This is a genomic window from Aquimarina sp. AD10, from assembly GCF_003443715.1.
Lineage (GTDB): Bacteria > Bacteroidota > Bacteroidia > Flavobacteriales > Flavobacteriaceae > Aquimarina > Aquimarina aggregata.
This window is the reverse complement of the sequence record NZ_CP031965.1, coordinates 5,624,490-5,648,024: the sequence shown is the minus strand read 5'-3', so window position 1 is coordinate 5,648,024 and position 23,535 is coordinate 5,624,490. Positions and strand designations below refer to the sequence as shown.

Sequence of the window (23,535 nt, the reverse complement as noted above, 5' to 3'; positions counted from 1 at the left end):
CTATTTAAGAAAAATGAACCGAATTAATCAAAAATTAAATCAAGATAATAAGTTATTATCTATTTATTTTACCGCAGGATACCCATCACTTAATGATACCGTAAAAGTGATACAAGATTTAGAACAAAATGGAGTAGATATGATAGAGATAGGGTTACCATTTAGTGACCCTCTAGCAGATGGACCTACTATCCAAGAAAGTTCTACAGTCGCCTTAAAAAATGGAATGACTACAAAACTTCTTTTTGAACAACTTAAAGATATCCGACAATCAGTTAACATCCCTTTAATTATTATGGGGTACTTTAACCCTATGATGCAATATGGTATTGAAGCTTTTTGTGCTAAATGCCAAGAAATTGGTATCGATGGCTTAATTATACCCGATCTTCCCGTTGCCGAATACCACGAACATTATCAAGAGATATTTGAAAAATATGGATTGATAAATGTGTTTTTAATTACGCCTCAAACCTCTGACGAACGTATTCGATTTATTGATAGTGTATCTAACGGTTTTATTTATATGGTTAGTTCTGCAAGTACAACGGGAGCAAAATCAACTTTTGGAGATGTACAACAGGATTATTTTAACCGCATCCAGGATTTAAAACTCAAAAACCCTCAAATTGTAGGTTTTGGCATTAGTAATAACGAAACTTTTTCACAAGCCACCAAAACTACTAAGGGAGCTATTATTGGTTCGGCTTTTATAAAGCATATTACAAATAATGGAGTGAATAGCATAAGTGACTTTGTTAAAAAGATAAGATAGATAAGATAAACGATTTGTTTTGTCATTCTAAGATATCTTAGAATGACAAAACAAATCGTTTAATTACAACTTTTTTAAAGTAAATCTAATACTCCTAAATTTAACATTCTTTACGTTTAGATTATCGTAGTGTAACATCGGTTTCACATTGTACTAACATTCATTTTGTTTCTTGCCAGAAATCTAAATTTTAAATAATGAAACCACTTAAACACACATTATTATTGCTTATCACAATAATTTCTTTCACTTCTTGCGATTTTCTAGATGATTATACTGGGGGTCCGACTCCAGACAAAAAACCACTTATTATAGCACATAGAGGTGCGCAGTCTTTATTACCAGAACATACGCTACAAGGATATGTAAAAGCTATCGAATTAGGAGCTGATTTTATAGAACCAGATTTAGTATTAACAAAAGATGGTCATCTTGTAGTACGACACGAACCTATGTTATCAGGCACAACAAACGTAGCTGATCTTCCAGAATTTACAAACTTAAAAACTACCAAAGAACTAGATGGTAAAATGGTTACAGACTGGTTTGCTATAGATTTTACTTTGGCACAAATTAAAACACTAAAAGCCAGACAGGCATTTGGTAGTAGACCAAAAGATTTTGATGACCAATTTGATATCCCAACTTTTGAAGAAGTTATATTACTTGCTAAAAAACAGTCTATCAAAGGAGGAAAAACAATTGGGATATATCCCGAAATCAAACATCCGTTATTTCATAACAACTTCTTTGGAACACATGTAATGGAAAACAAACTACTATATACCCTAAAAAAGGCTGGATTAAATCGTAAAAATGCACCTGTATTTGTGCAATGTTTCGAGGTTGAACCTTTGCAATACATTAATTCTAAATCACCTGTAAAACTGGTACAATTAATTTCTACCTATAACATTAACAAAGATGGATCTTTAGATTATAATGTACCTTCGGGAGATTTTATATCGTATGGTTCTCCTTTTGATTTTTATAGCAATGGAGACTCTAGAACGTATGAGTTTTTTACTACTGAAGAAGGAATGAAGTTTACAGCGACTTATGCTGATGGTATTGGACCTTGGAAACCTTTTATCATTTCATACAAAACCGAAGAATCCGGAGAGCTTACTCTGTTACCGGCAACAGATTTTATATCACTTGCTCATAAAAATAACTTATTGGTACATCCATATACCTTTCGTAATGAAAACACGCAATGGAGTGGTGGAAATCCAGAAAGAGAATATCATTTATTTTTTGATGCTGGCGTAGATGGTCTATTTACTGATTATACTGATGAAGCTGTAAAAGCACTAGAAACTTGGAGGGATTAAAACCATAAATTAACGTAGAATGCATAAGAGGTTTCTTTTTCAAGAAACCTCTTATTTCTTTAATACAAATCATAAAAATACAATCAAAAAGTTCTTTTTTACGATTTAGCATACTAGAAAACTGATGATATTATTTATTTCAAAAAAACTTTCTATACTGTAGTACTCTAAAATCTAACGTATTAAATTTGGCATCTTTATTTTTACGGTTTTTATATTCTTGCATACTCCCAATAGCGCGATTGGCTGCTCCTGAGGGTGCCGTAAGTGATACTGTTTTAATGATTCTATCTTCTATATAAAATTTATGAATTCTAGGGACATCATTTGATACCACTTCTAGTTTTTTATCATAAGATTTTAAATGTTTTCTAAAGAAATATTCAGGTCCATTCTTACTATTTCCTCCTGTAAAGATTAAGGTATCAATTTTTGGATATTGTTGTAAATACCCTATCATGTCTCTAAGTTTGATATTTTGCATTCCTAAATCCGAGGCATCAATTTTTGATCTTTCGCAACTATGCACTATATCACAAACACCAATCCCGCGCGATGTTAGAAAACCTCTCCTTTGGTTAGCTGCTTCGTTAGTTGTTTCATACTTTAGATGTAGATCAAAAATTTTGTCCAGAACAGGCCAAAGCAATCCATTACTACTGCCATAACAAAAATCAACATCTTTTTCGTTAAGCTCGCCAACTGTAAATCGCGGAGGTGGCAATGTACCTACAATCAATTTTGTAGCACCTACAGGGAAAAAGGGTTCGTATGGATGAATATGTTGAAACAAATTATGAAATAAGAATTACGAAGATAAATGTAATATATATAAAACGGAAAAAAATTATTCACGTGAAGGATAGAAGTGGTATCTTTTTTATTTGTCACATTGAGCCTGCTCAAGTAGGTAAAATAAAAAAATATAATGAATAGCCCGACCTATAATCTAGTAAAAGATCACGGCTAAAATACAACTACACTTAGAATTGAAAATAAATAAACGGCTGAAAATCTGCGGCATATGTTTGGTAGCAGATCATAGCAACAACAATTACTACAGCTGCTTTTATAACCATATTACTCTTAATAAACTGACCTAAAACCCAATCTTTAGTTTTATAGGGCAACCAATGGGTAATATATCCTATCAACATAATAATAAATACAGTACGATATTCCCAAAGTACAAGTAAGGCATTTTGCCAGTCCATATTTGTCATTACTTGCTGATAGAATCTATCGATATGATCCATACTATTTCCTCTAAAATAGACACGTGTAAATGTGATAAAAATAAATGTTAGCGCAATACGCCATACTATAGCATACCAGGCCTTAGAATTTTCATACGGACTTATCAAACGCCAATATTTATATGTCACAATACCTATACCGTTAAGTCCTCCCCAGATTACAAATTTCCATGAAGCGCCATGCCAAAGACCTCCTACTAACATTGTAATCATGATATTAACATTACGATTAAAATGCCAAGCTAATTTAGAAGAAAATAGGGTAACTATTAATAACAAACCTGCTCCTGCAGTAGCGATTATAGCTATTCCAAAATCTGCATATGCAAATGCTCCTAAAAAAGTAAACACTGTTATAAAGACATAAGAAAATACACTTCCGTTTCGATTACCTCCTATCGGGATGTATAAGTAGTCCTTAAGCCAACTGGATAATGAAATATGCCAACGCCTCCAAAAATCACCACAATGTATGGCTTTATAAGGCGAATTAAAGTTTACAGGTAATTTATACCCCATAAGTAATGCTAAACCAATAGCAATATCTGTGTAACCTGAAAAATCCCCATAAATTTGCAATGAGTAACCAAACATTGCCATAATGTTTGTAAAACCAGAGAACATCTCAGGAACATCAAACACTCTGTCCATAAAATTAGCTGCTATATAATCAGCAAAAAGCATTTTTTTGATAAGGCCTTTTAAAATCATAAATGTAGCATTACCAAAATCTTCTTTTGTGATATTAATATCTTTACGGATTTGTGGCACAAAATCAGACGCTCTAACAATAGGGCCTGCCACTAATTGAGGAAAGAAACTCACAAAAAAACCAAAATCAATAATCGATTTTAGAGGTTCTATCTGTTTTCGATAAATATCTACACTATAACTTATCGTTTGAAAAGTATAAAATGAAATCCCGACAGGGAGAATAATCTTATCTACGGTAAAATAATCCGTACCACTCCAGGTATTTGTCCATTGAGCTAGATAATTAATTACTTCATAGTCTGTCTCAAAAAGATAGTTGTATGAGTCTGTAAAAAAATAAGCATATTTAAAGTAGCACAATGTTGTCAAATTAACGATAACACTAATTGCTACTAATATTTTTTGAAAGATTACGGACTTACTATTATAAATGGCTTTTCCTAAAAAGAAATCATTGACAGTACTAAACAATAAGATCCCTATAAAAAGACCGCTAGTCTTATAATAGAATAATAAACTTATAGCAAAGAGGTACGCACTTCTTAGGCTTTTTTTATTGTAGACAGTTGCATATATAAAATAAATAACGGCAAAGAATATCCAAAAATTAGCCTGCGTAAAGATTAATGGAAAATCTTCGGAAAAAGAAAATATGTCAAAAAGTCTATTCATTAATTATCTGATTCAAAATAGAATTTGGTTGTAATTGTAATTCACTCTCCCAAGAATGTGCTAAGGCCTGCAATAAAAGATCTGCTTTAATTCTATACCCCATTACAGTAAAATGAATGCGATCACTAGGCATAAGCTTATTTTTGTACCAATTTTGCGAAGAATTAAATCCCCCCATTATTTCATAAAAATCCCAAACCGCCATTTGTTGTTCTTTGGCGACCTCATAAATAATTTTTTGGGCTACTCTTGTTCTAGGGTTTGGAATCTTTTTTTTGTAATAAGAATCATTAGGCACAGTGAGCAATACTGCACAATCTGGATTTGCTTTTTGTATTAACTGGATAAGTTCTGTATAATACTTTTTATATTCTTCTGGGTTAAAATCCGGATGATAGGCGTCGTTTGTTCCTACTGATACTATAAACAAATCAGGTTTGTATAATAATAGTTGGTCTTCAAAATAACGACATCTATCGTAATAAGAAAAGCTCCCGCCATTTACTCCTATAGAAGTGTATTCAATCCCATTATTATCATTCATTAGTTCTATTCCCATCATTAAGAACTCTGCATTCTCAATATTTTCTATTTTACGCACGCAAAACTCTATTTCTTCAACACTCTTGTGTAAGGCAAACTCTATAAAATGAGCTTTTTTATTTTCGTTTACTTTTGAGACTAAAGAATCTTGTTTAAAGGAAATTTCATAATCAGAAGTCCAATTATCATAAAAAATTCTGATTCTATTAAAGTCATACATCTTTTTATGATAGTTATTACCATTAACTTTTATTTTAATGTTTGCAATAGAATCTTTAAAAACTGCCGTTACTCCTGATAATCCCCATGCTACACTATCCTTACGCACAGAACATCGATATCCAGACCATTGCCCATCATATTCTACTCTGTAATTACCTGGATTATTAGTTTTAGCAATACTAAAAGGGTATATAAAGCCGCGTTGCCCCTTGGCAGTTGGACTCATAGTTTGTAGATAGGATCTAAGACGATTTGAGTAAATATCAGCTTGTATATGGGATCCTCCAATATGAAAAACATGTAGTTTTTCTTGTCCGCCTTTGGCTATTGTATCAAGTTTACAGTACAATTTTTTAAAAGCAGGCGAATTTTCTGCCATTTTAATCGTATTGGCTTTCCAATTAACAAAAGGATATTTATCTTGAATAGTATCTAAAACATAGGTTTGTGCCATCAATGGCATGGTTAAAAGCCATAGAAAAAAAGATAATTTGTTATGCATTGTCATTTTTATCAGGTTTTTTGAGGTCAAGGTATAGGGCTGTAAAAAATAATTCTGAAATAATTTTGGTTCCTTTCCAGGTAAAGTGCATATAATCCTTTGCTGTCAGTTTCTCATCTACCCATAACTCCATTGATCCTTTCCCTCCCATTGCATCATACATACTCCAATAGGCTACATTATTAGAAAGACAAGTCTCCATTAACTTCGCATTTAAATACGGTAGCATAGGATAAGTTTCCATCTTACCATTAACGGGAAGACACATATCGGTAGGTCCAATAAATATAAAACTAGATTTTTTTGCTCTACGTCGTATCCAATTTACTTGGCTTGCAACACGCTTTGCATATTTATCAACATCTGTTGAATCTTTAAGGTACGGCATGGTATTACCACCATATTGCATAATTACAATTTTAGGATCCAAGCTTCTCACCATCCTACTATATGTAGCTGCATTAGTACTCGTAAAAATAGTTCCAGAAGCTCCTCGCATAGCAACATTATCTATTTGTACTCTGGAGCCTCCATCTAATGTTAATCCATAAAAATCTGCACTTACTTTACCTTCAAATTCAATTTTAAGATTCGTGGGAGTGGTCGATGTCCTTATTTTATAATGATGATATCTGCCATCGGCAATAAGGGTATCTTGTTGTATCAAAACATCATCATTATACACAGATACTTTTATAGGGCTATTAGCATTACCGTAATGCAATCCTATTTTGGTAAACCTCCTAAATTTAGCATACGTTTTTTTAGATTTTCCTATCGTTACCGAAGCTTTAATTAGCGGTAAAGAGTCTAAAGCTAAGCTATCAGGGCGAATTTTTTGATATGGTGTAAATCGTGAAGCCGATAAATACGCTCCATATTTTTTATGAGAAAACTTTTTCTTTGTAGGATCAAAATATGCAAAACGTTCCCAATTTTCGCTTGGTTCTATTAAAGCACTTATCTGCCTATACACAGGTAAAATTGGAAGGAAACCCGGACCACTGCCTCCATACATATGCTGGAGTCTATTACGTAAATATGCCGTAATTCGATCCCCTTCTATTTGAGAGTCACCATAATGTATAATCCTACAGGATCTAGATGAAAGTTTTTTTCTTAATTCATTTGCAAAATCAGGGTTATCACTTGGATATTTTATTCTAATAAGTTGTGTAGTATCTATTTTAGAGAAATCAGGCAACTGTTTTATCTCTTTAGTCAACGCAATATCATTTTTACTATTTGACATTTCAATTTCTAAAGGTTTTACAATTTCAGTAACCTTTAAAATGTCCTGACGGGTTAGAGAAGAATCTTGATCTTTATCTAATCCTAAAAATGTTGTGTATGCTGGGTATTTTAGTGAAATCCCTTCAAATGAAAATCCATCATCTTGGGTTTGTTCTTTTTGAACTCCACCTTTTTCACTCAAAAACATAAGTCCAAACAATACTCCTAAAACAGATAGGATAAATAATGATATTTCGATAGGTCTGATTCTCAATGTTTCCCGGGGATGTATACGTACTGTAAAAATAGAAAGATTTTCCGAACTACAAAGGGTTTAACTTGTAGTTGTTACTATATTATCTACAATACTGAACTATTTAGAGTTGCCTATCTATAAAGAACTACTTAATTTTTTGACATCATTTACTACTGTACGATATTTGTTTCGATTGGGTTTGGTCATATGTTGCGACTCTACTATTATTTCAGAAAGTATTTCTTTGGCCTCGTCTGTTTTTCCTTTCTTTACCAAAAACTGTGCAAGAATATATCGTTCATGATAGTTAGAATACCTCTGATCGATCTGTTTTAAATGTTCCTCGCCCTTTTCGGAATCTCCTTGTTCTTCTAATGCTAACCCAAATAAAAATTGACTTCTTGAACCTTTAAACTCGGTTAAGTTTTCTATTTTTTCAGCATAAAAAATGACTTTTTCATGGTTCTGAACCTTAGCATAACTTTCGATTAATTTTTTAAGTACTCCAACATCTTGATTATGATTACTCTCTAAGGACTTTTCATACTCTTGTATAGCGTTAGTAAAATCCCCATTCTCGAATAAAGCATCTGCAAGGTTTACACGATTTTGAAATGTGTCTGCAAAATCTAACTGCTTTTGTAAATCCTTAACCTTTTTGGTCGGGTTTATTGCATTTACAATCTCATGTTGTACTACATCAAGATCTTTCTTATTAAATACCTGAGTAAAAAGATAGATAACACTACCTATTACCGGTAAGAATAGAATAACGAAAAACCAATAGTAGTTATTTCGGTTTTTAACTGCGTGATAGATACAAAAGGCCTGTAAAGCGATAATTAAAAAGTATTGCATACCTGCGAAAATAGAGAAAACTCTGTACATCTCTATACCATATAGAGTTTAAAAAAGGAATAATTTTATTAACAAAACTTTAATCAATTTACACGAAACATTTCTAATACATGAAACATTAATCTATAACAGTACTGTTTAAATATTATTATCAAGTTTTCTAGACAAAAAAACCGATTGTCTATAAATGTTCGGATATTTTAATCTATAATCTATTTAAAATGAAGAAAAAAAATTTAACCAAATTAGCCTTAAACAAAAGTATGATTTCTAAGTTTCAACTTCAACAAGTTAAAGGAGGCTACTATGTAGTAGGTAGTCAATTAGGGGGTTGTCAAACTCGTGAAGGATGTAATTCTCTACCAGATTTTGGAGATGCCATAAAAGATTGTGATAACTAGTTTTTATTTATCATGTTGAGCGAAGTCAAAATGTATTAAAAACACGTACATTATTTCTAGACTTCACTCAAAATGATAAGACTTTTCAAATAGTTCCTGTTTGTATTACTTTAATCTATAATTTATTCAAAATGAAGAAAAAAAAATTAACAAAATTAGCTTTAAACAAGAATATGATTTCTCGTTTAAAACAAAAAGCAATTCAAGGTGGAAATGATAATGATAACGAAACTCGTCCTTGTAATCAATCCGTTGAACCAGATGTTCCTTGTCATTTTGATTACAAGTATTAATCTGTTACAAAAAGAGGGGGCTTGTGTCCCCTCTTTTTTGCTTTATTTTAAAGTAATCACTAAATCATCAGCCTCTACCATAGTGCCAGATTTTAATATTATTTTCTTGACTACTGCATCTTCATTAGCGGTAATAGTAGTTTCCATTTTCATAGCCTCAATAATAAATAGTGGTTCATTCTTTTTAACTTCTTGTCCCGATTTTACCAATATTGAAGATAAAGAACCTTGTAACGGAGCTCCTATTTGTTTATCATCTGCTTTATCTACTTTTACATGACTAACCTTATCTACTTTAATTGCGCTATCTTGTATTTCTACATTACGTGTTTGTCCGTTAATTTTAAAGAATACAGTAACTACACCTTCATCATTTGGATCTCCTACAGAAATTAACTGCACTAATAAAGTTTTTCCTTGATCTAGTGTTACTATAATTTCTTCTTCGAGATCCATTCCATAAAAGAAATTTTTGGTAGGAATATTCATCACATTACCATACTTTAAGTGATGATTATAAGCTCCTAGGAATACTTTTGGATATAATTTGTACGAAAGAAAGTCTGTAATATCTAATGCTCTTCCCATTCCTTTCTTGAAGACTTTTTCAAAATCTTTAAATTCTGCTTCAAAATCTACAGGTTCTAAATGGGCATTGGGTCTATCTGTAAATGCCTTTTGATCTTTAAGTATTGATTTTTGAAGATCTTTAGGAAACTCACCTACAGGTTGCCCCAGTTCTCCTTTAAACAAACTAACAACAGATTGAGGAAAGGAAATAGTTTCTCCTCGTTTTTTTACGTCTTCTATAGTCAAATTGTTACTTACCAAGTATTGAGCCATATCCCCGACTACTTTAGAACTAGGAGTTACCTTAACTATATCTCCAAAAAGCTCGTTTACTTCTCCATACATCTTAGTAATTTCATGAAAACGATCAGATAGTCCTAATGCTTGCGCTTGCGGTTTAAGATTAGAGTATTGTCCTCCTGGGATTTCATGTTGATACACTTCTCCTGTTCCTGCTTTTAACCCTGATTCAAAAACATAGTAATATTCACGTACGGCTTCCCAATAATTAGAGTATTCATTTAATTTTGGAATATCTATTGAGTTTTCACGATCATTAAACTTCAACATTTCTAAAACGGCATTAAAATTTGGTTGCGCTGTTAATCCCGATAATCCGCCAAGGGCAACATCGACCACATCTACTCCTGCTTCTATTGCCTTAAGGTATGTTGCAGATTGCACTGATGATGTATCGTGCGTGTGTAAATGAATAGGTATGTTAATTTCTGATTTCAATGCAGAGACTAGTTCATAAGCAGCGTATGGCTTTAAAAGTCCTGCCATATCTTTTATTCCTAGGATATGTGCACCAGCATTCTCAATATCTTTAGCTAATTGGATATAATACTCTAACGTATATTTAGTACGATTTGGGTCAAGAATGTCCCCTGTATAGCACAATGACCCTTCTGCCAATCCACCTGTTCTAGTTCTAACGTGTTCTATACAAGGTGCTATTGATTTCATCCAGTTTAGAGAATCAAATATTCTAAAAACATCTACCCCATTCTCCCAAGATTGTTCTACAAACTTGCCAATCAAATTGTCAGGATAGGCAGTATATCCAACTCCATTAGAACCTCTTATTAGCATTTGCAGAAGAATATTAGGCATGGCTTTACGCAACTCTCTTAGACGTTCCCAAGGATTCTCATTTAGAAACCTTAGACATACATCAAAAGTTGCTCCCCCCCATACTTCCATACTAAACACCTCTGGATGATTTTTAGCAAATCCTTCTGCAACTTTTAGCATATCATAAGTACGCATTCTGGTTGCCAAGAGACTTTGATGTGCATCACGCATTGTGGTGTCTGTAAAATGAATCTTCTTTTCATTTTTTAACCATGTTGCAAATTTTTCTGGTCCAAGTTCTGTTAAAAGATCTTTAGTCCCTTTTGTATACAAGGCATTTTCTTCAAATTTTGGTATTGTTGGAGTAACAAAGGTTTTTGTTTTGTCTATTTTCTTTACGTCGGGATTACCATTAACAATTACATCTCCTAAGAAGTTCACTAGCTTTGTCGCTCTGTTACGAGACTCCCTAATTGCAAATAGAGATTTAGTATCACGAATAAAATTGACCGTCACCTCTCCTTTTCTAAAGGTTTCATGGTTAAGAATATTATCTAAAAATGGCATATTGGTCTTAACACCACGTATTCTAAATTCTGACAACGCTCTTCGCATTTTTCGACAAGCTCCATCTAATGTTCGGCTATTTGCTGATACTTTAACCAACATTGAATCAAAAAATGGAGAAATAGTTACTCCTTGATAAACACTACCCGCATCTAATCGTATTCCAAAACCAGAGGCACTACGATATGTCGTAATGGTACCATAATCGGGTTTAAAATCATTTTCTGGATCTTCTGTGGTTATTCTACATTGCAGTGCAAATCCATTAGTTTTAAGGCTCTCCTGACTTTCTATTTTAATCTGTTTGTCTGATAATTTATATCCTCCTGCAATAAATATTTGGGCTTTAATAAGATCAATACCTGTAACAATTTCTGTTACGGTATGCTCAACTTGGACTCTCGGGTTTACTTCAATAAAATAAATACTATCATCATCATCAACAAGAAATTCTACTGTCCCGATATTATTATAGTCTACTGCTTTACAAATAGATAAAGCATAAGCGTATAAACTTTGCTTTATTTCTTCGGCCACCCCAAAAGATGGTGCATACTCAATTACCTTTTGATAACGACGTTGTACAGAACAATCACGTTCAAAAAGGTGTACCATATTACCATGTTGATCGGCTACAATCTGTATTTCAATATGCTTTGGGTTTTCCACAAATTTTTCTAAAAACACAGTATCGTCACCAAAAGCATTTAGTGCTTCTCTTTGGGATTCGGGAAAGGCTTTCTCAAGTTCTTCTTGATTTCTAATAACTCTCATACCACGACCACCTCCACCAGAAGCAGCCTTTAACATCACAGGAAAACCAATACGTTTTGCTTCTTTAATAGCTATTTGAACATCTTTAAGATCTTCTTTATTACTTTGAATAATGGGTATATTATTATCTATAGCAACTTTTTTGGCTGTAATTTTATCTCCTAACGAACGAAGTACGGATACCTTAGGTCCAATAAAGATAATGTCGTTTTCTAAGCATTTTTGTGCAAAATTCGCGTTTTCAGAAAGAAAACCATAGCCAGGATGAATTGCATCAACATTATTTTTTTTTGCAACCTTTATAATAGCATCAATATTCAAATAAGGTTTAAGTGGTTGGTTATTCTCCCCAATTTGATATGCTTCATCGGCCTTGTAACGATGTAAAGAATAGCGGTCTTCGTAGGTATAAATCCCTACAGTTTGTAATCCGATCTCTGTACAAGCTCTAAAAATTCTGATTGCAATTTCACCTCGATTGGCTACTAAAACCTTTTTGATTTGCATACTATAAAATTTGAGTTAAAAACACTTTTAGCGAACATTCGCTGCGAAGATATTGATAAGAAAGATTCTTTGCAATAGAATGTATAAAATATATAGGAATAAATCACTTATAATATGATTTCTTTTTTAGGAAAGACATTATTTAAATCATAAAAAACTTCTTCAATCTTTAATGAGTATAGCAACAGCTTTATAAAGATTAACAATGACTTAACAATAATTAACGATACGTCTCATAAGATTCTGTGATTCAGCATCGTTATCCTAACACTATTACTACAGACAAAAATTTTTAAAACATTTACAAATGAAAAACAGAGTCATTGCTTTTTTAAGTATCGTATTAGTTTCATCTACTTTTTTGATAAGTTGTCAAGAAGATGATAATGATCAGAATCCAACAGGTCCCGTAACTACAAGTCAACAGTTTAAAGACATTGAAGCAGCCACTAACGAAATAAATTCTATGGTAGAAAGCACCTTTGGTAGTCAATCAGGTTTGCTACCAACAGCTAGAAACAATAACAAAATTAATGATTGTGCCACGATCTCAAATGAAGTAATTGAAGATATAAGAACAGTAGTTATTGATTTTGGAGATGGTTGTGAAGTAAATGGTGAAACTATTTCTGGTATCATTCGCATGAGTTTTGATGTGAAATTAAACGCTGATAATAAAGTAGAAATTTCCTATGGTCTTGAAAATTTTAAATACAAGGACATAACAGTGAGTGGAACTGCTACTACTACATTTACGTTTAGAACAGAAAGTACAAATACTACTTTTTCTACAAGTTCTGATTTCTCTTTTACTTGGGACGAAGGACTTACTGCCACGAATAAGTCAAATTTTAATAATGAAATTGTTATTGAATCCTCGACAGACGCACCTGAAGGCTCACAATACTATACATTAACGTCTGGAAGTAGCACAACCGAATTTAGTAATGGAGATATCTATACTGTAGAAATCAATACTCCTTTACGTAAAGAAATAGGCTGTAATTATATTGTAAGCGGAGTTGTAACAACTACCCAAAATGATGACACAACGACTTTGAATTATGGTGATGGAGAATGTGATAATAAGGCTACCCAAACGGACAAGGATGGTAATGAAACAGTGATTGAACTTTAAAGATTTACAGCAATAACCTGTTTTAACACCCTATAAACGGGTTATTGCTTTATAAAGATATAGAAGCATTATTTCTGAATTTTATTATAATACGCTTTTTCTGTAACCTCTGACCATTTGGCTATTCTATTTTGAAAATTAGAATAACTTTCATACACTTCTTTAGATAGGGGATCATCTCCTATCATTTCAAGTATAGCTTCATCTGTATACCCTCTTAAAGCATCAAGAGTTTCTTTAGAAAACTCTCTCACCTGAACACCTTCTTCATTGATTAACTTATCTAGATAGATTCCGTTTTGCTTATCAAACTCTGATAAAACCCATACCTGAGCTCGTTTTGCTGCAGCCATTAAAATTGACTGTAAATGAGGTGGCAATCCATCATGTAAATTTTTATTAATAAAAAATTCTAGTTGTGAACCTGTCTCATGCCAACCCGGTGTATAATAGTATTTAGCAATTTTATGAAAGCCCATTTTATAATCATGATAAGGTCCAATCCATTCTGTAGCATCAATTACTCCTCGTTCTAAGCTTGTATATACCTCGCTACCTGCTACCAAAACTGCGGCTCCTCCTGCTTTTTCAAGTACTTTACCTCCTATGCCAGGAAGTCTCATTTTTAATCCTTTAAAATCTTCAATCGTATTAATCTCTCGATTAAACCAACCTCCCATTTGTACTCCTGTATTTCCTCCCATATAAGGTACAAGATTAAATTTGGCATATGTTTTTTTCCATAATTCGTAACCTCCTCCAACTTCTAACCAAGAAGTAATTTGCTGGCTATTCATCCCAAAAGGTACCGCAGCAAAAAATTGTGCTGCTGGTGTCTTACCAGCCCAATAGTATGAAGCTCCACACCCCATTTCGATACTGCCTTGAGATACTGCATCGAATGCTTCTAATGGCGGCACCAGTTCTCCACCTCCATAAACTTTAATTTTAATTTGTCCGTTGGACATCTCATCCACCCACTTTGCATACTTTTCTGCCACTTCTCCCACAACCGGAAAATTAGGTGGCCAAGTAGTCGTCATTTTCCAATAAAACACTTTGTCTGGTTTAGATACATCATATGAATTCACATTCATACTAGCTGGTGGATCACCAAGACATGAAACAATTGATAAAACTAGTACTGACAGGACTAATAACATTAAGAGTTTACTCTTTTTAAACTGAAACAAATTCATGGTTTTATTACTCTTATTTTATTATTTAAAATTACTTCGAGATAAAAATAATCTCCGGAAAAAACACTACTATACCAACAATAATTAATTGAATCATGATAAAAGGAATAATCCCTCTATAAATCTGACCGGTTGTCACATTGTCTGGAGCTACTCCTTTAAGATAAAATAAAGCAAATCCAAACGGAGGAGTCAAAAATGATGTCTGCAAATTTAAAGCGATTAGTATACCTACCCATAACATATCCATACCATAGGCATTAAATATTGGAGTAACAACAGGAACAATGATGAAGACAATTTCTATAAAGTCTATAAAAAAACCTGCTATAAAAATCACAACCATTACCAATAACAAGAACAATAGCGGCGTTAAGTTCGAAGACATAATTAATTCCTGCAAATACGAATCTCCACCTAATGTTCTGAATACTAAAGTAAAAGTTGTAGCCCCCAGAAGTATAAAGAATACCATTGATGTAAGTTTTGCTGTCTCTTGTGCTACTTCTTTTAAAATACTAAGAGAAAATTTCTTTTGTACAATGGTTAAAACAGTGGCTCCTATCGCCCCTATCGCTGATGCTTCTGTGGGCGAGGCTATTCCTGTAAAAATTGATCCTAACACTAATGCAATAAGCAAAATTGGTAAGAACAATACCTTAATAATTTTTGTTCCAAAATTTTCTCCTCTAAATGCCTTTATTTCCTTAGCTGGAATACTGGGAGCATCGTCTTTATGGATAGACGATTTAATTAGAATGTAAACAATATATAGAACAACCAATATCCCCCCCGGAAGTAAAGCTGCAGAAAACAAAGCACCTACATCTACAGATGCAGCTCCTCTTGAAGAACTATTAATCGTATCTGCCAATAATACTAATACGATCGAAGGTGGTATTATTTGTCCTAAAGTACCTGAAGAAGCAATAACTCCTGTAGCTAGTTCGGTTTTATACCCTCTTTTTAACATTGTCGGCAAGCTAATTAATCCCATTGTCACTACCGTTGCTCCAACAATTCCTGTTGAAGCAGCTAGCAAGGCTCCTACTATTACTACGGAAATTGCCAATCCACCTCGAACTCTTCCAAACATCATTGCCATTGTCTCTAACAAACTCTGTGCTAGACCAGACTTTTCAAGCATAATCCCCATAAAAATAAATAAGGGAACTGCCATAAGCACATAATTATTAACGACCCCCATAATACGAGAAGGAAGTAAATAAAAAGTAGACATCTGAAAAACTTCTGGAGCCAAAATAGATACCCCAAACGCAAACGCAACAGAAATACCTCCTAAAGTAAAAGCAACGGGGTAACCTCTAAGAATGAGTATAAAAATTAGTATAAATAAAATTATTGCCAAATACTCCATTAATTATCGGTATTAAAAATGACCTGAATTGACTTTAAGATATGTGATATTCCTTGAAACAAAAGAAAAACAAACCCAAGCGTAATACAAAATTTAAGCACATACAACCCTGGCAATCCACCCGGTTGAGGAGAAGTTTCACCTATCACAAAAGAAGACAATCCATAATACCATGAAGAAACGATAACTACATAACACCACGGAATTAATAAAAAAAGACCTCCTAAAAGATCCACCCATGCTTTTCCTTTTTTTGAAAGTTTAGCATAAAAAATATCTACTCTAACGTGTTTCCCATATTTAAATGTATAACCTGAGGCCAATAGAAACATCATCCCAAACAGATATATTTCTACTTCTATCATCCAAACATAAGTAAACTGAAAAATGTAACGAAGAATAACATCTAACCCTATCGAAATGGCAAGCAGCACAGCTACCCAACTAACCAGTTCTCCTATCTTTTCACCGATTCTATCAAGAATAGTAATAATTTTTTGCATCTAACGATTTATCTTCTATACTAAAAAGTGAAGATAGTAAAATTAGATGCATCTTTTAAAAGAAAAATAACCTTGCAGTTTAATACTGCAAGGTTATTTATTTATAGGTTTAGTATATAATTTCAATTTATGAAATCAAACAAAAGCTTGATCTATTGGTATATTTTATCGTATAAAAACGATTTCATTAGGTTTTGTGCTATTCTCTTCACTAAAACCGTAGCCATCGTAATTGAACCCTTTTAAATCATCTATTGTTTCTGCTCCGGTATCGATAATATAACGTACCATCATACCTCTGGCTTTCTTGGCAAAGAAACTTATCATTTTTAGCTTATCTCCTTTCCAATCTTTAAATTGTGGTGTAATCACAGGCACTTTTAATGCTTTGGTATCTATAACACTAAAATATTCATTACTTGCTAAGTTTACAAATAGTTCGTTCTCGTCTAGTTCTTCATTCAAAGTTTGAGTAAGTTGTTTTTTCCAAAATTCATATAGATTATTTTTTCTCCCAATTTTAAGCTTGGTACCCATTTCTAATCTATAAGGTTGCATAAGATCTAAAGGTTTTAAAATTCCGTATTGACCAGATAATATCCTTAATTTATCTTGTAATATCTCTAATTTATTTTCGGGTATTGTATAAGCATCCAATCCCGTATAAACATCACCATTAAAAGCGTAAACTGCTGGTCTCGAATTATCGGCAGTAAATGGAATATGCCAATCTTGGTTACGTTGCCAATTAAGTTGAGCCAGTTTATCACTAATACCCATTAATTCTGACAGCTTTTTTGGTGTCTTTTTCTGAAGTACTGCGTTTAATTTCTCTGCTTCTTCTAAAAAAGAAGGTGTTGTATATTGCTGAGTAGGTAATGTAGTTTCAAAATCTAATGATTTGGCAGGAGAAATAACGATTTTCATTTGTATATATTTTCTTTTTCTTGTATCAAAAATACAATAGTGCTTGGATTATAAAAACCGAATTAAGTATTTCTTATCTATTTAGGTATTTAAAAAAGTTATTCTTAATTCAACTCTTGTAGTCATTAATTTGGTGAATGAAACTTTCTTCATCTTTAAAAGCTATAAGATTACCATCGGGATCAAAGAATTTTGCAACTGTTCCCCAAGAATGTTCCTGATAATCCACATCAACACCATTTTTTTTAAGCGTATTAGCAATACCATCCACCCTATCGACATTAATACGTATACAACTAAAATTTTTTAAATGTCCCGAAGCAAGAACTAAATAATCACTTCTATCCTCAATTTCAACCATTAAATACGTTCCAAATAGATCAAAACAAGTCAAGATATCATTTTGAAATAAAATTTCAAGTTTCAAGGTTTTTTCATAAAAAAAGATACACTCTTTATATTTTTTAACATAAAGTATAACTCCAATTCGATTCGTTTGCATGACAAAAAGTTTATGCTACTAAAAATAATATTACTTACGCTTTATTAAAATCTATTATAGTATTGATTATCTATACTTACATTAAGAATTTCTATCTTAAAGACATCTTTAATTTAGTACCTATTTGTTACTACTCCTACGTTTGTTTTCTCATAAATACTACCCAGATATTTATATTAAATCATAAAGCCATTTTAACATAAGGCAACATTTAACCCTATCTATGAGTTAATCGAAGCCATTAACACAAAAAAGAAGTCTTATACTTAAGAAAACCATATGTTTTAACAATAAGAACATATAGTTAAACGACTATCTAAAAAATAATTTTTATTTGTGTAATTAAATTTAAAGCTTAATGTATGAATAATTTATACCCAAAACTACTATTGCTAACTTTTCTATTAGTAAGCTACAGTATTTTTGCCCAAACTGTCAATGTTTCTATTGATCTTGAAAAACAGCGTTTTTTAGGAGAAGAATCTAATCTTGACCGATCAAAATATTTTAACCTTCATAATGCAAGTGAAGAACCTACTTTCCCTACTTTTTTGAAAGACAACAATTTTGGATTTGGTCGTCGTTTTTTTGACCCTCATTCTGATAGAAGTTTTGTAAATCCTATAGGAAACTATCCAACTACACCTGCTACTTCTGATGGTATTGTAAGGCCTGTTAGAAGGTTTATTGCTACCAGTAACCCTGCAAGTTCATGGACCGCAGATTCTGATCCTACGACAGGTGCCATTTCTGCAGCACGATACTTTGTTGATGTCGTTGACACTAATAATAGACCTGAGTATTGGGAACCTTTTAATGAACCCTTTATAAAGGCAAATAACTTTATCAATGCTGCTGCGCCAACCGGTCAGGATGTAGTTCGAAAAATGAGTGAATGGTTTCGTGACATGGCCAGAGGTATACATAATACTCCCGAATTAGCTAAAATGAAGGTAATAGGTTTTTCTAGTGCTTTCCCATCATATGCAAGAAGAGATTTTAGTGAGACATGGCAAAACCACATGAAACTTTTTATAGATGTAGCTGGCGCAGATATTGATGCACTTTCTGTACACCCTTATGATGGTGTAAATCAAATTGGACAATCAAATGGTCGATCCGGAAGTAATTCGGAAGCTATACTAGATTTATTAGAAGCCTATACCGATGAAGTTTTAGGAGAACCTAAAAAACTAGCTATAACAGAATTTGGTGTGATTGAAAGAGATTTCCCTCTTGGACCCGCACCTGGATTTTATAATGAATCCGCTGCTGCTATTACGATAAACGGACTGAATAGTATGTTGTTTAACTTTTTTGAACGTCAAGATAATATTGAAATTTGTATCCCTTTTATTACAGGTCGTGCAGATTTCTTTTATAATGACTTTAATGCTGATGGCGGTGATGGAACTCCGCAACCATATGTACCTGCCTATTTACGTCCAACCGAAGTATTATCGGTAAGAGACCCTAACACTGGCTTATTTAGAAATGATGAGTTTGTACTAACGTTTAAAGAAAATTTCTTCAAATTCTGGAAAGATGTCAAAGGTGATCGTGCCAGAATTACTAGTGACAATTTAGATGTTCAAGTTCAAGCTTTTGTTGATGGCAATACAGCCTATGTTGCATTAAATAATTTAGACAGTGCTGATAAAGTAGTAAATTTAAACTTTCTTAATACTACTGGTACTGTCACAAATGTTAGCACGTCCTTTTTAGTGATAAATGGTCAAAATACGCCAATCTATGAACCAGGAACAGACAGTAACACATTACCTTCTAGTGTAACCTTAAAAGTAGGAGAAACTAGAATGCTAAAAATAACGTATGACACTGCTATCCAATTTACCAGTAGTATTATTCGAAAAAAATATTATGGTACCTCGACTCAAGCTTCTGTAGATAAAGCGCCTACTGTTATAATTACCGCTAATGACCCAAAAACATTTATAATAGATGGAGTAGTAAAAGGTACTTCTGGCGACGCTACACTTCGTCTTGGTGTTGGTATCCCGATAACAACAGGAGTAGGAAGTACTACGCCTACTAACTTAGATAGATTACCTAGTGAAGTTACGTTTAATGGTACAACATTAACAATTCCTTCAAATTGGAAAGGTAATGATCAAACCGGAAGGGCTGATTTTTTTGGTGTTTTAGAATTAGATGTACCTCACAACATTATAAGTGATGGAAACAATACAGTGACGGTTAGATATACTCAGGCTGGAGGTAGAATTGCATCAGTTGTTTTATCTCTTGAAACTGAAGAAGGTCCCTGTACAGAAACTACATTATATGCAGATGAAGATGGTGACGGACTAGGAGACCCAAATGTTACTATCCAAAGTTGTGGACCTGTGAACGGATTTGTAGACAATAGTGATGATAGATGTTTAAATGATATTGAAAACGTTTGTTTAGCTATAGATATTCCTGGAATAGTGCAAGCCGAAGAGTTTGTTGTAAATAATGGCACCAATGTGAATGGTACTATTATTGACTCTGTTAATAATGGTGACTCATCAACATACGACGTTGATGTTTCGGTTCCAGGTAGTTTTGATGTTACTGTTAGAGCTAGTACTCCTGCTGGCGGAGGCGGTACAGTCAAAATATTTAGCGGTACTAACGAACTAACAACAATAACTATAACAGATACAGGAGGCGTTACTACTTTTCAGGATTTTACTGGGACAATTACTCTTGACAAAAGAGGTTTAAGTAAACTTCGTTTTGAATATAGTGGTGCCGCAGGAGAGTTATTCAATATTGATTCTTTTGAGTTCACAAGTAATGAAGCCTTTGTTGTACTCACCAACCCTGAATCTGATGAAATTGCCTTAATCATAACAAATACTCAAACTTCTTTCTCTATTGATGTAGAATATGCAACTCTTAAATCAAGCCAAACCGTTGATTTTAACTTGCGTGCAGGTACTACAGGTGTCACTGGTGGGTTTGCATCTATACGTCCTGGCGCACCGACTACAGCTGCTGGTACATTTAATATAACATTAAGCGGACCTTTACCGGTAGGTGATTATGAAGTGCCAATTTTTATCAATTCTCCTGGAGATGATCCACAGTTTATTGGAGGTCCTGACCCTACTTTGAAGCTTAGAGTAATCGAGCCTAATATTGATGCTGTTGATGATACTAGCGAAAATAACCCCAGAGGAACAACAATAAGCCTTAATATTCTAACTAACGATAAAAAAGAAGATGGTTCAACACCTATTGCTTCTGAAGTTACCGTTGACTTAGATACAACTACAACTGGTCAACAAACAGAGCTCATTGTCGCTAATGAAGGTACCTGGTCGTATAATGCCACCAATGGAATAGTAAGTTTTGTCCCTTTATCTGGTTTTACAGCTAACCCTACTGATATTACATATTTACTTACAGAGATAGCTAATAGCCTATCAGATGAGGCTACTATTAATTTTGAATATATTCAACCACCAACAATAAATAATGACTCAAGTACCGATAATAATTCTGGTGTAGTTTCTATTTCTATATTAAATAATGATACCACCAGTAATGGCACAACACTAAATCCATCTGGAGTTACTGTAGATCTAGACCCTAGTACAACAACTGTCGAAAACACGTTAAGTGCTGGTGTGTTAGGAGATTGGACATACAACGAATCTTCAGGAGTCTTAACTTTTACACCGAATACTCAATTTTCTGCAAATCCTCCAGCTATTACATATCAAGTTACAGAAACTGCAACCTCACTAAGTGGCACAGGGACTGTTACTATTACATATCGAGAATTTACTTTAGCTGAATTTACAGTAAAAAGCATTGGAGAAACTTGTGCTTCTGAAAATAATGGGATTATTGAAATTTCTGCACTAGCAAATGGTGCCTATTCTTATCAAATAAACAGTGCTGCTAGTATAAACTTTACTAAGGATATAAATATTGAAAATTTAGATGCTGGTACTTACAATCTAGTTATTACGGATACTAATTCTCAAGATACTTTTAATTTTGAAATTGTTATTTCTGAACCTGAAAACCTTAAAGCAAGTACTAGAGTTTTTCAAACTGCTAAACAGGTAATTTTAGATCTGTCTGGAAGTAATGAATTTAAAATTAATCTTAATGGTAATGAATTTACCACTACAGAAAACAGTTTGACTTTGTCCCTTAAAGATGGAGTAAACAATTTACAAGTTCAAGGTGAAAAAGAGTGTCAAGGCAAATTCGATCAAAAAATAATAATTGGAGATACGATTATTGCCTATCCCAATCCTGTAGTAGATAATCTTACTATTGAAACAAATACTTCGGGAACTACGAATATTGAAATATTTGATATTGCTGGAAAATTAGTGATCTCAAAATCTTCAACTTCAACAAATGGAATATCTCAAGTTAACTTGCAAGATTTGACATCTGGTATGTATTTCGTCATTGTGAATACTTCAAATTCATCAAAAACACTTAAAATTACAAAATAATGAAAAAGATATTTTTATATATAGCATCCTGTTTAGTAATAGCTGCATGTAGTTCTGATAGTGATAGCCCTGCTCCTGATCCACCTGTCACGCCGCCCACAGCAGCTAGTTTAGTATTTCCTGAAAATAATTCTTTATGCACAGAAGCTAAAGACTTAACTGGTAATCCTGGAGACACAAACAGAACATATACCATTACTTTTCGTTGGACAGGTGTCGTTGATAACATGTACGAAGTTTCTCTAAAAAACGAAGTTGATGGTACAACTCGAAATGAAAGTATTACTGCGACCACCACTGATATCGTTTTGGATATTGATAACATAATTCCTGGAGCCAATTATAGCTGGGTTGTAGTTGCTTCAAAAAACGGAACAACAGAAACCGCTGAATCTAGTGAGCAAACATTTACTGCAGCCGGAATTGCAGAAATATCTTTTGTACCGTATGCTGCAACTCCAAATAACCCAGGACTAAATGCTTCTTTAGCACCAACTACCTTGGTAACTTTAGATTGGACAGGAAAAGATGATGATAATGACATCAAAGAATATGATATTTATTTTGGAGAAGACAATCCCCCTGCAACCAAAATAGAAACGACAGTAGACAATACTATAACAACCAAAGATGTTGTGGTAGAGTCAAACAAACTATATTTTTGGCAAATTGTAACTAGAGATGAAGTTGGAAACGAATCTAACTCTGCAGTCTTCAAGTTTGCAGTTCAATAAGATCTACTATTTTTTTTCAAAAGGCTACTTTTTTTAGAGTAGCCTTTTTCTTTTTCACCTACTTTCATACTATTAAATTTATCGATATAGTTAACCCATACCTCCTCTACCTT

At 33.3% G+C, this 23,535-nt stretch carries 17 protein-coding genes; 6 read left to right on the top strand and 11 right to left on the bottom strand.

What is annotated here, in order from left to right; all coding sequences use genetic code 11:
* Positions 1–13 precede the first annotated feature (13 nt).
* Together trpA and D1816_RS23520 are read left to right on the top strand one after the other, a co-directional pair.
* Positions 14–775, top strand: coding sequence for a tryptophan synthase subunit alpha (gene trpA, locus D1816_RS23525; protein ID WP_118505935.1), 762 nt, complete (start codon positions 14–16; stop codon positions 773–775).
* Between the two features lie 197 nt (positions 776–972).
* On the top strand, positions 973–2,109 hold the full coding sequence (locus D1816_RS23520) for a glycerophosphodiester phosphodiesterase (RefSeq protein WP_118505934.1): 1,137 nt from the start codon (positions 973–975) through the stop codon (positions 2,107–2,109).
* A gap of 139 nt (positions 2,110–2,248) precedes the next feature.
* Here D1816_RS23520 and D1816_RS23515 read toward each other — a convergent pair whose 3' ends face one another.
* From D1816_RS23515 to D1816_RS23495, 5 genes are all read right to left on the bottom strand, one after another.
* Complete coding sequence (locus D1816_RS23515) at positions 2,249–2,902, bottom strand: uracil-DNA glycosylase family protein (protein WP_118505933.1); 654 nt, start codon at positions 2,900–2,902, stop codon at positions 2,249–2,251.
* A 190-nt stretch (positions 2,903–3,092) separates the two neighbouring features.
* Positions 3,093–4,751: an MBOAT family protein gene (locus D1816_RS23510; RefSeq protein WP_118505932.1), complete on the bottom strand. Its 1,659-nt coding sequence runs from the start codon at positions 4,749–4,751 to the stop codon at positions 3,093–3,095.
* Positions 4,744–5,970, bottom strand: a complete 1,227-nt coding sequence (locus D1816_RS23505; protein WP_157766091.1) for a GDSL-type esterase/lipase family protein — start codon at positions 5,968–5,970, stop codon at positions 4,744–4,746. Before D1816_RS23505 ends, D1816_RS23510 begins: the two co-directional genes overlap by 8 nt.
* A gap of 40 nt (positions 5,971–6,010) precedes the next feature.
* The gene (locus D1816_RS23500) at positions 6,011–7,525 is read right to left on the bottom strand and encodes a lipase (RefSeq protein WP_147405065.1); all 1,515 of its coding nucleotides are present in this window, start codon (positions 7,523–7,525) and stop codon (positions 6,011–6,013) included.
* A 117-nt stretch (positions 7,526–7,642) separates the two neighbouring features.
* Positions 7,643–8,365 (bottom strand): tetratricopeptide repeat protein, encoded by a 723-nt coding sequence (locus tag D1816_RS23495; protein ID WP_157766092.1) that lies wholly within the window; start codon positions 8,363–8,365, stop codon positions 7,643–7,645.
* Between the two features lie 221 nt (positions 8,366–8,586).
* Here D1816_RS23495 and D1816_RS23490 point away from each other — a divergent pair, with 221 nt between their 5' ends.
* Positions 8,587–8,766, top strand: coding sequence for a hypothetical protein (locus tag D1816_RS23490; RefSeq protein WP_066314065.1), 180 nt, complete (start codon positions 8,587–8,589; stop codon positions 8,764–8,766).
* Positions 8,767–9,101: 335 nt separating this feature from the next.
* Here D1816_RS23490 and D1816_RS23485 read toward each other — a convergent pair whose 3' ends face one another.
* The gene (locus D1816_RS23485; RefSeq protein ID WP_118505930.1) at positions 9,102–12,554 is read right to left on the bottom strand and encodes a pyruvate carboxylase; all 3,453 of its coding nucleotides are present in this window, start codon (positions 12,552–12,554) and stop codon (positions 9,102–9,104) included.
* Between the two features lie 307 nt (positions 12,555–12,861).
* On the opposite strand from D1816_RS23485, the gene D1816_RS23480 reads away from it, so the two are divergent.
* The gene (locus D1816_RS23480; protein WP_118505929.1) at positions 12,862–13,692 is read left to right on the top strand and encodes a hypothetical protein; all 831 of its coding nucleotides are present in this window, start codon (positions 12,862–12,864) and stop codon (positions 13,690–13,692) included.
* A 68-nt stretch (positions 13,693–13,760) separates the two neighbouring features.
* Here D1816_RS23480 and D1816_RS23475 read toward each other — a convergent pair whose 3' ends face one another.
* The 5 genes from D1816_RS23475 to D1816_RS23455 form a co-directional block, all read right to left on the bottom strand.
* Positions 13,761–14,891, bottom strand: a complete 1,131-nt coding sequence (locus tag D1816_RS23475) for a TRAP transporter substrate-binding protein (RefSeq protein ID WP_233565266.1) — start codon at positions 14,889–14,891, stop codon at positions 13,761–13,763.
* 31 nt (positions 14,892–14,922) lie between these two features.
* Positions 14,923–16,269: a TRAP transporter large permease subunit gene (locus D1816_RS23470; RefSeq protein WP_118505927.1), complete on the bottom strand. Its 1,347-nt coding sequence runs from the start codon at positions 16,267–16,269 to the stop codon at positions 14,923–14,925.
* The gene (locus D1816_RS23465; RefSeq protein WP_118505926.1) at positions 16,269–16,772 is read right to left on the bottom strand and encodes a TRAP transporter small permease subunit; all 504 of its coding nucleotides are present in this window, start codon (positions 16,770–16,772) and stop codon (positions 16,269–16,271) included. The genes D1816_RS23470 and D1816_RS23465 overlap by 1 nt, the downstream gene beginning before the upstream one ends.
* Before the next feature lie 165 nt (positions 16,773–16,937).
* Positions 16,938–17,699, bottom strand: a complete 762-nt coding sequence (yaaA, locus tag D1816_RS23460; RefSeq protein ID WP_066314073.1) for a peroxide stress protein YaaA — start codon at positions 17,697–17,699, stop codon at positions 16,938–16,940.
* A 109-nt stretch (positions 17,700–17,808) separates the two neighbouring features.
* A complete protein-coding gene (locus D1816_RS23455; protein ID WP_118505925.1) occupies positions 17,809–18,201 on the bottom strand; it encodes a VOC family protein in 393 nt (130 codons plus the stop codon).
* 362 nt (positions 18,202–18,563) lie between these two features.
* Here D1816_RS23455 and D1816_RS23450 point away from each other — a divergent pair, with 362 nt between their 5' ends.
* Positions 18,564–22,688, top strand: a complete 4,125-nt coding sequence (locus D1816_RS23450; RefSeq protein ID WP_118505924.1) for a T9SS type A sorting domain-containing protein — start codon at positions 18,564–18,566, stop codon at positions 22,686–22,688.
* Positions 22,688–23,422: a hypothetical protein gene (locus D1816_RS23445; RefSeq protein ID WP_066314080.1), complete on the top strand. Its 735-nt coding sequence runs from the start codon at positions 22,688–22,690 to the stop codon at positions 23,420–23,422. The genes D1816_RS23450 and D1816_RS23445 overlap by 1 nt, the downstream gene beginning before the upstream one ends.
* Positions 23,423–23,535 lie beyond the last annotated feature (113 nt).

Coding starts and splice junctions, on each gene's coding strand:
- trpA (WP_118505935.1), top strand. CDS start 14: ATGAACCGAATTAATCAAAAATTAAATCAAGATAATAAGTTATTATCT.
- D1816_RS23520 (WP_118505934.1), top strand. CDS start 973: ATGAAACCACTTAAACACACATTATTATTGCTTATCACAATAATTTCT.
- D1816_RS23510 (WP_118505932.1), bottom strand. CDS start 4,751: ATGAATAGACTTTTTGACATATTTTCTTTTTCCGAAGATTTTCCATTA.
- D1816_RS23505 (WP_157766091.1), bottom strand. CDS start 5,970: ATGGCACAAACCTATGTTTTAGATACTATTCAAGATAAATATCCTTTT.
- D1816_RS23495 (WP_157766092.1), bottom strand. CDS start 8,365: ATGCAATACTTTTTAATTATCGCTTTACAGGCCTTTTGTATCTATCAC.
- D1816_RS23490 (WP_066314065.1), top strand. CDS start 8,587: ATGAAGAAAAAAAATTTAACCAAATTAGCCTTAAACAAAAGTATGATT.
- D1816_RS23485 (WP_118505930.1), bottom strand. CDS start 12,554: ATGCAAATCAAAAAGGTTTTAGTAGCCAATCGAGGTGAAATTGCAATC.
- D1816_RS23480 (WP_118505929.1), top strand. CDS start 12,862: ATGAAAAACAGAGTCATTGCTTTTTTAAGTATCGTATTAGTTTCATCT.
- D1816_RS23475 (WP_233565266.1), bottom strand. CDS start 14,891: ATGAATTTGTTTCAGTTTAAAAAGAGTAAACTCTTAATGTTATTAGTC.
- D1816_RS23470 (WP_118505927.1), bottom strand. CDS start 16,269: ATGGAGTATTTGGCAATAATTTTATTTATACTAATTTTTATACTCATT.
- D1816_RS23465 (WP_118505926.1), bottom strand. CDS start 16,772: ATGCAAAAAATTATTACTATTCTTGATAGAATCGGTGAAAAGATAGGA.
- yaaA (WP_066314073.1), bottom strand. CDS start 17,699: ATGAAAATCGTTATTTCTCCTGCCAAATCATTAGATTTTGAAACTACA.
- D1816_RS23455 (WP_118505925.1), bottom strand. CDS start 18,201: ATGCAAACGAATCGAATTGGAGTTATACTTTATGTTAAAAAATATAAA.
- D1816_RS23450 (WP_118505924.1), top strand. CDS start 18,564: ATGAATAATTTATACCCAAAACTACTATTGCTAACTTTTCTATTAGTA.
- D1816_RS23445 (WP_066314080.1), top strand. CDS start 22,688: ATGAAAAAGATATTTTTATATATAGCATCCTGTTTAGTAATAGCTGCA.